Here is a 10,582-nt window from a genome sequence, read left to right as displayed (position 1 = left end):
GCGGCCTGCCCCGGTCGGGGCCGGCTGCCGCCCGACAGGAGCACGGTGGTGCCGGAGGCGACTCCGGCACCGCCGTGCCTCACACGTCCAGGCGCCGCTCCAGCAGGATCACCCCGTACACCCGCCCGTCCGCGGCCTGCTTCGAGGGGAACTCGCCGACCACCCGGTAGCCCGCGCCCCGGTAGTACTCCACCAGCTTCGGGTTGCTGGAGACGCAGTCCAGCCGCGCCCGCTCCCGGCCCGTGCGGGCGATCCGGTACTCGGCGTGCTCCAGGATCCGCAGGCCCGCCCCGGCCGGCGCGGCCTCCCGCTCCACCATCAGCCGGTGCACGTACCCCGCCACCGGCGGCTGCACGCCCCAGGCTTCCTCGTCGGACCACCAGAGCTCGTACGCCCCCACGACGCGCCCGTCGGCGTCCTCCGCGAGCCAGACCTCACCGTCGCGCATGACCGCGCGGAAGTGCGCCGCGTCCTTCTCGCCCGGCTTCCACTGGTCGATGCCCCGGCCGAGCATCCAGCGCGCGGCCCGGTCGTACAGCTTCACCAGCGTGCCGGCGTCCTTCTCCCCGGCCGCCCGGAACAACATCCCGTCGTCAATGATCACGCGGGCATTATCACCACCGGCCGTGCGTTCATCCGCCCTGGCGGGGTCCCGGAACCAGCGCCGCCAGCCGCCCGACCAGTTCCCCGAAGGGCCCGTCGGCCGGCTCGTCGGCCAGGATCCGTACCAGGATCCCCGCCATCTCCTCGTCGTAGGCCGCGCTCACCGCCGCCAGCGCGGCGAAGTCGTGCACCAGCTGGAGTTCCAGCTCGCCCCGGGGGATCCGCCGCCCGTCCAGCCACAGCAGCGCCGTGGACTCGGCCAGCGACACCCACGACCGTACGACGAGCTCCAGCCGGGCCGGCGGGTCCTGCACGCCGATGTGCACGAGGATCTGCTCGTACGCGGCCTGCCGGACCTCGTCGATCATCGCGTTGGCCCGGCTGCTGCCGGCCGCCGGACCACCGCGCAGCAACGCCGAGAAGCCGGGCCCGTGGTCGTCGACGAAGGCGAAGTACCGGCCCATCACCCGCAGCAGCCGGGCCCCGAGCGGGCCCTCCTGCGGTTCGTGGAACCGCTGCGCCAGCTCGTCGGCGGCCCGCCGCAACGCGGCCTCGTACAGGCTGAGTTTGCCGGGGAAGTAGTGGTAGACGAGCGGGCGGGATATCCCGGCGGCCGCCGCGATCTCGTCGATCGACACGTCGTCGGGGGAGCGGTGGCTGAACAGCTCCAGGGCCACCCCGATCAGCTGCTGCCGCCGCTCCTCGACACCCATCCTGCGCCGCACCCCGGTTGTCATGCCGACACCCTACTTCCCGCGCGGGTGTGGGCCGTACGGGTGACGGGCCGCCGCCGCTACAGGTCGAGCGTGAGCCGGTCGGCGGCCGCGCGGGAGACGCACAGCAGCATCGAGCCGGCGCGTTCGCCGTCCGTGAGGAGATCGTCGCGGTGGTCGACCCGGCCCGCCACGACCCGCTGCCGGCAGGTCCCGCAGAAGCCCTGCCCGCAGGAGTACGGGGTGTCGGGCAGCACGCGGCGCACCGCCTCCAGCGCGGACTCGTCCGCCGCCACCTCGACCGCCGTGCCGGTGCGGGCGAGTTCCACCGTGAAGGGCTTCGCCTCGGCGGGCGGCGCCGCCGCGAAGCGCTCCAGGCGGACCGCCCCCGGGTCCGGGACGGCCTCCGCGACCGCCCGCATCAGGGGCTCGGGGCCGCAGCAGTAGACCAGGGTGCCGGGCCGGATCCCGGCCAGCGGGGACAGGTCGGGCAGGCCGGCCTCGTCCTCGGCGGTGACCGTCACCCGGTCCCCGTAGGCGGCGAGTTCGGGCAGGAACGGCATCGAGGCGCGGGTACGGCCCCCGTACAGCAGCGTCCAGCCGGCGCCGGCCGCCGTGGCCGCGCGGAGCATCGGCAGGATCGGGGTGATCCCGATGCCGCCGGCGACGAACGCGTACGAGGGCGCCGGCTCCAGCTCGAACCGGTTGCGCGGCGGACGCAGTTGCAGCTCCGCCCCTTCCACCAGCCGCTCGTGCGCCTCGCGGGAGCCGCCGCGGCCGTCCTCGACCAGCCGGACCGCGATCGTCCAGCGCCCCGCCTCGGCCGGGTCCCCGCACAGCGAGTACTGGCGTACCAGCCCCGAGGGCAGGGCCAGGTCCACGTGCGCGCCCGGGGTCCAGGCCGGCAGTTCGTCCGACTCCAGGACCAGGCGCAGCACCCCTTCGGCGGGCTCGGTGCGCGAGACGACCACGGCCCGCAGCGTCCGGCGCGGCGAGTACCCCGACACGGGGTTCTCCAGCGCGGGCAGCGGCCACAGGGGGGAGCGGTCCACCCGCTTGAGCAGGGCGCGCCGGGTGAGGGCGGCGGCCCCCGCCACCGCCGCGACGGCCAGGGCCCGCTTCACGGCCGCACCCCGCCGTTGGCGCCGGGGGAGGAGGCCAGGTAGGCCTGCGCCTGGGCGGTGGAGCCCTCCTGGGAGGGGTGGTAGGTCCGCGACAGGTACGTCGGGATGGAGCGGGCCATCGCCCCCGCCGAGGGCAGGACGCCCTTGCGGCCCGCCCGCAGGAACTGCCCGTAGGAGGCTTTGGCGCCCGGGAGGAGGGGGTCGTTCGCCATGAAGAAGCGGGCGCCGCGCTGCCACAGGAAGAGCAGGGCGGCGAAGGCGCTGGCCCAGGTGCGGACCCGGCGGCGGTAGCTGCCGTCCATGTGCATGAACAGGTCGAAGGCCACCGAGCGGTGCTCGACCTCCTCCGCGCCGTGCCAGCGCAGCAGGTCCAGCATCATCGGGTCGGCGCCGCGCCGGTCCAGCTCGCGTGCGTTGAGCACCCAGTCGCCCAGGAACGCCGTGTAGTGCTCGATGGCGGCGATCATCGCGATCCGTTCCCTGAGCCACCAGGTGCGGGCGCGGCCGGGCGGCAGGGTCCGGTCGCCGAGCAGCTTCTCGAAGAGCCAGTCGACCTGGGCGGTGTAGGGGGTCGGGTCGAGGCCGAGGCGCTTGAGGTGGGGGAGTACGTCGTCGTGCGCGGCGGCGTGCATCGCCTCCTGCCCGATGAAGCCGATGACGTCCGCCCGCAGCCGCTCGTCCGTGATGTGCGGCAGGGCCTGCTTGTAGACGTGCACGAACCAGCGCTCACCGGCGGGCAGCAGCAGGTGCAGCACGTTGATGGTGTGCCCGGCGAAGGGTTCGCCGGGCAGCCAGTGCAGCGGGGTGTCCTCCCAGGAGAAGGACACGTTCCGGGGCGCGAGGCCTATGTGTTCCGACGCCACGGGGGCGGGGGCGGGCAGCCTATTAGACATGGCGTCAATGTACTGATGGGTACCCGCCAGGAAAACCCCCCGGCGTTACCGAACCCGCCGGCGCTGCCGAACCCGCCGGCGGGGACCACCCCCTAGCGGAGCGCCCCGGCCTTGGTGCCGTCCGTCAGCTTCCCCGACAGGTCCACCTGCGCACCCTCCGGCGCCTTCAGCGCCAGCCGGTTGCCGGTCGCGCTGCCGCTCACCCCGGACCCCGACGCCGACACCGAGGCGAACTGCGCGCTCCCCGCCGCCAGTACGTACCACTGCCCGGCGCGGGACTTCCACAGCACCCCGGCCAGTACCCGCGGCTCCCGGGGCCCGCAGGCCGGGGAGCCCTCCGCCTTGGCCGCCTGGGCCGCCAGCGGCGCCCCCGGGGCCAGGAACTGCGCCTGCACCCGGTCCGCGGTGCCCTGCCAGGTCTCCGCCCGGGTGCACAGCCAGGTGGCCGTCCCGTCGCCCTCGGGCAGCGGCTGCTTCGCGTACGTCCAGGCGTTGACGGTGCGCACCCCGTGCGAGCGCACCGACGGCAGCAGGCACGCCGTCTTCGACCACTCCCCGAGCTCCGCCCCCTCCGTCACGTCCCGCACCGCGCCCGGCGCGCCCGAGGTCAGCCGCGCCGGGGTCAGCTCGCCCAGGTCGGTCACCAGCCGGGTGGCGCCGTCGCCGGTCAGGGACAGGGCGCTCCAGCTCGTGCAGTCGCCGCCCGGGGCGGGGCCGACCACGGGCGGGGTGACCCCGTCCGGGGTGAGCTTCAGCGGGGCCGGCTGGTCGCCCGGCTTGAGCAGGTCGCGCAGGGCGGCGCCGGTCACCCAGGGGGCCGTCAGGTAGCGCACGTTGCCGTCGACCCGGCTCAGCACGAGCGCCGTCGCGGTGTCCGCCGTCGCCCCGTCGGTCCGGGCGAAGTCCAGGGCGGCGCCGGCCGTGCCGTTGCGCGGCTCGGCGTACCGGACCACGCGCAGCCCGTCGTACAGCAGGACCACCACGGCCTGGTCGACCGTGCCCGCGAACAGCAGCTGCGCCGGCCCCATCGGAGGCCCGGACGGGGTGCCCGGAGTGGCCGAGACCACCACCTCCTTGCCGGGGCGGGCCCATACGGCGAGCGCCCGGCGCAGCAGCCCCGCGTCCCCGGCGCGGTCGCCGCGCGCGGGCCAGGCGGAGTAGTCCGTACGGGAGGACGTACGCCACACCGTGGGCGCGGCCCGCAGCAACTGGCCCGGGTCCAGGGCCTGTTCCGCCACCGCGTTGCGCGCGTACGGCGGGGCCGCGGGCCCGTCCGAGCCCCAGCCCCCGCCCGGCAGTGCCAGCAGCGCCCCGCACACCGCGAGCGCCGCGGCGGCGGCCAGGCCGGCCCGCGCGAACCGGCGCCGGCGCAGCAGGTCGGTGGGGCGGGCCTGGAGCACGCACGGGTCGAACTCCGGGGAGGCGAAGAGGGCGTCGTGCGCCGGATCCCCGGACTCGGCGACCGCCGCCGCCGGGTCGGCGACCCCGGCGTCGGCGAGCACCCGGAGCACGTCCGGCTCGGCCAACCCCTCCAGCGCCCGCAGCACGCAGGCCGCGCGGCCGGGGCCGTTCAGGGTGGCCAGCCACTGGTCCAGGGCCAGTTCCTCGGCCCCGCCCGAGCGCGGGAACAGCCGCAGCCCCCACACCTGGGGCAGCAGCGCGGGCAGCTGCCCGCGCAGCGGGAGCGCCCGGAAGGTCAGCGGGATCCCCGCCTCCAGGGCGGAGCGCAGCACGCGCAGCCGGACGTACGCGTACCCGGACTCGGGCCCGCCCAGCCCGCCGCGCTGCGCCGGCACCCCGCCCTGCACGGCCGCGGGGTCGGAACCCCGCCGCCCGCGCGGCAGCGCCCGCTGGGTCAGCGAATGCGCGGTGAGCACCCGCCGGTTGCGGCCGAGGGCGGGGGGCAGCACCAGGTAGGCCAGCCGCACCAGCCGCGGGTAGTGCTCGACGATGGCGGCCTCGGCCTGCTCGACGTCGGGGGTCAGGGGGCGGGTGGCGGTATCCGGCGCAGTCACGTTCAGCAGAACGAGCGAATCGTCGGATGGTCACCCGCCCTGGCGCACCCGTTCGTGCGCATTCCCGCCTTCGAGGTTTACGGGGCGGCCCTGTGCGCCGACCGGCTCCGTCAGGCGGTCAGCCTGGCGCGCAGCGCCTCGACCGTCTCCTCCGAGACGCCGAGGCCCTCGTGGACGTACTTCTCCATCGAGCCGTAGCGGACGCGGACCTCGTCCAGACCGGCCTCCAGGTACGCGGGGAACACCCCGATCAGCGCCAGCGCGATGTCCGGGTCCCCGCCCGCGGCGGTGAAACCCTCGATCAGCGGCGCGAAGGCCAGCTTGACCGCCGGATTCACCGACAGGTACTCGGCCATCAGGGTGTCCTCGTCGGCGCCGAGCAGCGCCAGGATCAGCGTCGCTCCCCAGCCCGTACGGTCCTTGCCGGCCGTGCAGTGGAAGAGCAGCGGGCCCGCCTGCGGGTCCGCGGCCTCGGTGAGCAGCGTCCGGTACGCCGCCTGGGCGGAACCGGTGCTGACGAAGGAGCGGTAGACGGACCCGAACAGGGTCTGCGCCTTGCCGCCGCCCAGGTGCTCCTCGGCCACCACCGGGTCGGCGAGGAGGTCCTTGAGCTGGGTGGCGGCCGGCATCCGGCGGTCGCTCATCTTGTCGGCGAGCACGTCGCGCACCAGCAGCCGGACGCCGTCGGGTATCCGGTCCGGGTGGTCGGCCCGCTCGGGCGCGCTGCGCAGGTCGATGACGGTGCGCAGGCCCAGCGCCGCGACCGCCGGGTCGGCGTCGAGGTCGAGCCGGTCGAGCGCGCCCGAGCGCAGCACGAGGCCGGGGCGGACGGTACGGCCGCCGGCGAGCGGGGTGCCACCGAGGTCGCGGAGGTTGGCGACGGTGGTCGAGGGGGTGGCGGTCATCGTGGCGGCTCCAGCGGTGTGGCGTGCTCGGGGTGGCTTGCTCGTGGCGGCTTGCTCGGGTCCTGCGCGCCGTTCGTCCCCTTCGGGGCACATGGGTCAGACATGAGTGATTTTCCGATGATTCGATCCGGAACGACAATCGACGGCGACGGACAGCCCGATCCCCAGAGCGAGCGCCACGAGGTGGCCGGCGTCGGTGAAGGTCCGCCCGCGCCGCAGCACCGGCTGTGCGGCGACGGCCAGCAGGCCGGCCCGGACCGCGGTGCGCACCGCCCCGCGCGGCAGCGCCGAGGTCAGCGCGCCCAGGACGGTGTTGAACCCGTAGCTCGTGCCGACGTCCAGGGCCCGGCGGGTCTCGCGGTCGGCGCCGCGGCGCAGGGCCCCGTAGACGAGGAGCGTCGCCGCGGTGTGCCCGAAGAGGAAGACCGCGGCCGTCCACCACGCCCCGTACGCGTACTCCGCGTAGCCCAGGACCGCGACCAACAGCAGGGCGTACGGCAGCGGCATGGGCTCCTCGACCACGCAGGCGCTGCTCAGCAGCGTCTCCCAGCGGCCGGCGTCGAGGTTGTCGACGTTCGTCGAACAGCCGCGCAGCACCCGCTCCCGCTCGGCCGGGACCAGCCGTTCGAGGGCCTGGGCCCCGAGCTGGACCCCGCCGGCGTAGACCGCCCCCAGCGGCAATGACCATGACCATGGCAATGGATTCACCCTGCCATGATCGGATACGGCCCTCTTGCGGGTGGCGGCGGGCCCCGTGCGAACATGGCCGGGACATGCCTGAATCCTCACCCCGCGCGCCGATGCGCGGCACGCGCGCCGCGATGTTCGCGGCCGTGTGCGTGGCTCTGGGTGCGGTGGGGCATTCGCTCATGTCCGGGACGGATGTCCCTTTGAGTAGCCTTCTGGCCGCTTTCGCCGTCACCGGGGCGCTCGCCTGGGCCGCTGCCGGACGGCGCTGCGGACCGGCCGGGATCACCGCCGCGCTGCTCGCCGTACAGGGCGTCCTGCACCTCGCCTTCTCCGCCGGCCAGGCCCCGCGCCACGGCCATGGCCACGGCCGTCCCGCCCGGGCACCGGCCGCCGTGCCCGAGCCGCTGCCCGGGCACCACCACGTGCCCGGCATGCGGATGGACGCCCCCGCGGGCGCTCCGGCCGCGGACGGCATCACGGGCCCGGCCGGCGGCGACCTCCTGGGCGGCACGGGCGACCTGGCGAGCGGCGCGGGCGACATGGCCCCGGGCGCGGGCGACATGGCCGGGATGGGCGACCTGCTGGGCATGGCCGGGATGGGCGACCTGCTGGGCACGGCCGGGCACGGCGGCCTCGGGATGATCGCCGCGCACGTCCTCGCCGGGGTCTTCTGCGCCGTCTGGCTGGCCCGGGGCGAAGCCGCCGTCTTCCGGCTGGCCGGCGTCCTCGGGGCCACCGCGCTGCTGGCCGCCCGCCCGCTGGCCCGCGCGCTCGCGCTGCTGCGGACCCGGGTGGCTCCCGTACCGGCCCCGCCCGCGCAGCGTCCTCCGTACGAACGCCCGCCCCGCCTGCGCGGAGCCGTCCACGCCCACACCGCGGTCCGACGCGGCCCACCCGGGTGGCGGGACACCCGCACCACGGCCCCGACGCCGTGTCGCCAGAGCCCCGCCCGGCCGACGGCCCCCGCCGCGTACGCCCACCGCGTCGCCGCGGGCCGCCGTCGCGCCCCCGCGCGCGCGCACGCACCGGGCAGCGCCGGCCCCGCCCGCAGGGCGGCCGGAGCCGCTCCGGCGACACCCGTCCCGCTCCCCGCGCCCGCCTGACCGGCGCGTTCCGGGCGACGGACGAGACCGGGGCCGATCCCCCCGTTTCGCCGAACCCCGAGGACCGACATGTCCCTTGACGAGCTCCAGAACGCCCCGGTGCCGGACGCCGCCGCACCGGCCGGGCCCGCCCGCCGCACCGCCGGCGGCTGGGCCGCGCTGCGGCCCCTGCTGCTGCGCCTGCACTTCTACGCGGGCCTGCTCATAGCCCCGTTCCTCTTCCTCGCCGCCGCCACCGGCCTGCTGTACGCCGGCTCCTGGCAGGCCGAGCGCATCCTCTACTCCCACGAACTGACCGTCGACAGCGTCGGTGAGCAGGCCCTGCCGCTCAGCGCCCAGGTCAAGGCCGCCCAGGGCGCCGCCCCCCAGGGCAAGGTGCTCGGCGTGTGGCCCGCACCCGAGCCCGACGCGACCACCCGGGTGATCATGGAGAACCCGGGGCTCGGGGAGGGCGAGACCCTCACCGTCTTCGTCGACCCCTACACCGCCGGCGTGCGCGGGCAGCTGACCACCTCCGGTGACGCGCTGCCGCTGCGGGCCTGGCTGAGCGAGTTCCACGCGAGCCTCCAGCTCGGCGAGCCCGGCCGCAACTACAGCGAACTCGCCGCCAGCTGGCTCTGGGTGGTCGCCCTGGGTGGAATCGCCCTGTGGATCGGCCGCCGCCGCGCCCGCACGGCCGACCTCGTCCGGCCCGACCGCAAGGCCACCGGCCGGCGCAAGACCCTCTCCTGGCACGGCAGCATCGGCCTGTGGGCCGCCGTCGGGCTCGTCGGCCTCTCCGTGACCGGCCTGACCTGGTCGAACTACGCCGGTGAGAACATCGGGCAGCTCCAGGACCGGCTCGGCGGAGCCACCCCCTCCGTCGCGGCCGCGCTCAAGCCCGGCGCGGGCGCCGACGGCGGCGACGAGCACGCCGGACACGTCATGACCGACGGCATGGAGATGCCCCCGCCGGCCCCCGTCACCGACGTCGGCATCGACCGGGCCGTGGCCGCCGCCCGGGCCGCCGGGGTGACCGAGAGCCTGCGCGTGACCCTGCCCGCCAAGGGCAAGGGCTACGTCGTCAAGGAGAACGACAAGACGCTGCCGGTGCACCTGGACTCGGTCGCGGTGGACCCCGCCGACGGCCGGATCATGGACGAACTGCGCTTCGCCGACTACCCGCTGCTCGCCCAGCTGACCCGCTTCGGCATCGACCTGCACATGGGCCTGACCTTCGGGATCGCCAACCAGCTCGCGCTGGCCGCGCTCGCCGTCGCGGTGATGTTCCTCGTCGTGTGGGGCTACCGGATGTGGTGGATGCGCCGTCCCACCAAGGAGCGCCGGCTGTCGGTGGGCCGCGCCCAGCCGCGCGGCGCCTGGCGCAGGCTGCCGGTGACCGCGCTCCTGCCGCTGGCCTGCATGACGGCGGTCGTGGGCTGGTTCCTCCCGCTGCTCGGCATCAGCCTGGCGGCCTTCCTCGTCATCGACCTGGCCGCCGGGTTCGCCGCGCGCCGGCGTGCGGGGCGGACCGCGTAAGGAGGAGCGGGGGGAGTGGGCCCGTACGCGCTTTCCCGCGTACGGGCCCACCGTCATCCCCGCCGTCAGGGCGCGTACTTGTAGCCCACGCGGCGGACGGTCTGGATGGCGCCGCGGTGCGCCGCGCCCAGCTTGCGGCGCAGGCGGGCGATGTGGACGTCGACGGTCCGGCCGTCGCCGACGTGGCCGTAGCCCCACACCGTGGTCACCAGCTGGTCCCGGCTGTGCACCCGGTGCGGGTGCGCCACCAGATGGGCGAGCAGCTCGAACTCCAGGTAGGTGAGGTCCAGCTGCTCGCCGTCGACCTCGGCCGTGCGCTGCGCGGTGTCGATGCGCACGAGCGCGTCCCCGGTGGTCGTCGGGGACTCGGACGCCGACCGGACGGACGGGCCCGGTCCGGCGGCGGGTGCGGGAGCGGGAACGGACTGCGGGGCGAAGGCGATCGGCTGCTGGTCGGCCGGTACGAGGACCAGGTAGCCGACCATCGGCGGCTGGCCCGGCAGCGTGGGCAGGGCGTGCTGCGGCGCGGGCAGCCAGGTGGCGCCGGGCGGCAGCAGGTCCACCACCCGGGCCACCTCGTCCCGGTCGACGGCCCGGAGCCGGTGGCGCGGACCGGGCGGGAAGGGCAGGGAGGCGGAGGTCGCGGCGGAAGCGGCAGAAGCGAGGGAACGGGTGCTCGTCATGAGTGGTCGGCTCTTTCACGCGGAGAGGTCGGCAGAGGACGTACGTGTGCATGTGCGTGTGCACGTAGTCGTTGCGTACCGCGCAGACCGAAGGCCCCGGGTCTGGTGAGAGGTCCCGGAAGGCTTTAGAGGGCCGGCGCGTTCTCGGCGCGGCAACACACCCGGTCGAAGTCGTGGTCCTGACGGGACGGCCAGAACGGCTCCAGGTCGCTGCGACCTGTCGGGGGGTGTGAAGGGCTGGCCATGGGCGCCATTGAAGCAGAAACGACGGGCCCGGGGCAGGGCGCGTCCCACCTGATGGATCGGAATCTCAAATTCCGTCGTCATGATGTCGT

Annotated in this window: 10 protein-coding genes; 2 read left to right on the top strand and 8 right to left on the bottom strand. The window is 75.5% G+C overall.

The window, feature by feature from the left end; genetic code table 11:
- Positions 1 to 79: 79 nt before the first annotated feature.
- The 7 genes from ACZ501_RS02135 to ACZ501_RS02105 all read right to left on the bottom strand — a co-directional run bounded on the left by ACZ501_RS02135 (position 80) and on the right by ACZ501_RS02105 (position 6,934).
- Entirely contained in the window at positions 80 to 604 is a 525-nt protein-coding gene (locus tag ACZ501_RS02135; protein WP_361600875.1) for a GNAT family N-acetyltransferase, read from the bottom strand.
- Between the two features lie 28 nt (positions 605 to 632).
- The gene (locus ACZ501_RS02130; RefSeq protein WP_361600872.1) at positions 633 to 1,340 is read right to left on the bottom strand and encodes a TetR/AcrR family transcriptional regulator; all 708 of its coding nucleotides are present in this window, start codon (positions 1,338 to 1,340) and stop codon (positions 633 to 635) included.
- Between the two features lie 56 nt (positions 1,341 to 1,396).
- On the bottom strand, positions 1,397 to 2,440 hold the full coding sequence (locus ACZ501_RS02125) for a PDR/VanB family oxidoreductase (protein ID WP_468791810.1): 1,044 nt from the start codon (positions 2,438 to 2,440) through the stop codon (positions 1,397 to 1,399).
- The gene (locus tag ACZ501_RS02120) at positions 2,437 to 3,333 is read right to left on the bottom strand and encodes a metal-dependent hydrolase (protein WP_361600866.1); all 897 of its coding nucleotides are present in this window, start codon (positions 3,331 to 3,333) and stop codon (positions 2,437 to 2,439) included. The genes ACZ501_RS02125 and ACZ501_RS02120 overlap by 4 nt, the downstream gene beginning before the upstream one ends.
- A 92-nt stretch (positions 3,334 to 3,425) precedes the next feature.
- Entirely contained in the window at positions 3,426 to 5,348 is a 1,923-nt protein-coding gene (locus tag ACZ501_RS02115; protein WP_362462840.1) for a hypothetical protein, read from the bottom strand.
- A 110-nt stretch (positions 5,349 to 5,458) separates the two neighbouring features.
- Positions 5,459 to 6,253 carry a tyrosine-protein phosphatase gene (locus ACZ501_RS02110; RefSeq protein ID WP_361600860.1) on the bottom strand — a complete coding sequence of 265 codons (795 nt, stop codon included), beginning with the start codon at positions 6,251 to 6,253 and terminating at the stop codon, positions 5,459 to 5,461.
- A 96-nt stretch (positions 6,254 to 6,349) separates the two neighbouring features.
- Positions 6,350 to 6,934 (bottom strand): rhomboid-like protein, encoded by a 585-nt coding sequence (locus ACZ501_RS02105; protein WP_468791807.1) that lies wholly within the window; start codon positions 6,932 to 6,934, stop codon positions 6,350 to 6,352.
- A gap of 209 nt (positions 6,935 to 7,143) precedes the next feature.
- Here ACZ501_RS02105 and ACZ501_RS02100 point away from each other — a divergent pair, with 209 nt between their 5' ends.
- Both ACZ501_RS02100 and ACZ501_RS02095 read left to right on the top strand, forming a co-directional pair.
- A complete protein-coding gene (locus tag ACZ501_RS02100) occupies positions 7,144 to 8,046 on the top strand; it encodes a hypothetical protein (protein ID WP_468791804.1) in 903 nt (300 codons plus the stop codon).
- 69 nt (positions 8,047 to 8,115) lie between these two features.
- On the top strand, positions 8,116 to 9,564 hold the full coding sequence (locus tag ACZ501_RS02095) for a PepSY-associated TM helix domain-containing protein (RefSeq protein WP_468791801.1): 1,449 nt from the start codon (positions 8,116 to 8,118) through the stop codon (positions 9,562 to 9,564).
- Positions 9,565 to 9,629: 65 nt separating this feature from the next.
- Here ACZ501_RS02095 and ACZ501_RS02090 read toward each other — a convergent pair whose 3' ends face one another.
- Complete coding sequence (locus ACZ501_RS02090; protein WP_361611066.1) at positions 9,630 to 10,247, bottom strand: winged helix-turn-helix domain-containing protein; 618 nt, start codon at positions 10,245 to 10,247, stop codon at positions 9,630 to 9,632.
- Between the last annotated feature and the right edge of the window lie 335 nt (positions 10,248 to 10,582).

The organism is Streptomyces sp. NPDC034085, from assembly GCF_055575555.1.
Note: the sequence above shows the minus strand (reverse complement) of the source record. Positions and strands in the feature narration are given on the sequence as shown.

Bases quoted from the DNA above. Each gene is read 5' to 3' on its own strand.
- ACZ501_RS02095 (WP_468791801.1), top strand. From the start codon at position 8,116: ATGTCCCTTGACGAGCTCCAGAACGCCCCGGTGCCGGACGCCGCCGCA.
- ACZ501_RS02120 (WP_361600866.1), bottom strand. From the start codon at position 3,333: ATGTCTAATAGGCTGCCCGCCCCCGCCCCCGTGGCGTCGGAACACATA.
- ACZ501_RS02130 (WP_361600872.1), bottom strand. From the start codon at position 1,340: ATGACAACCGGGGTGCGGCGCAGGATGGGTGTCGAGGAGCGGCGGCAG.
- ACZ501_RS02110 (WP_361600860.1), bottom strand. From the start codon at position 6,253: ATGACCGCCACCCCCTCGACCACCGTCGCCAACCTCCGCGACCTCGGT.
- ACZ501_RS02090 (WP_361611066.1), bottom strand. From the start codon at position 10,247: ATGACGAGCACCCGTTCCCTCGCTTCTGCCGCTTCCGCCGCGACCTCC.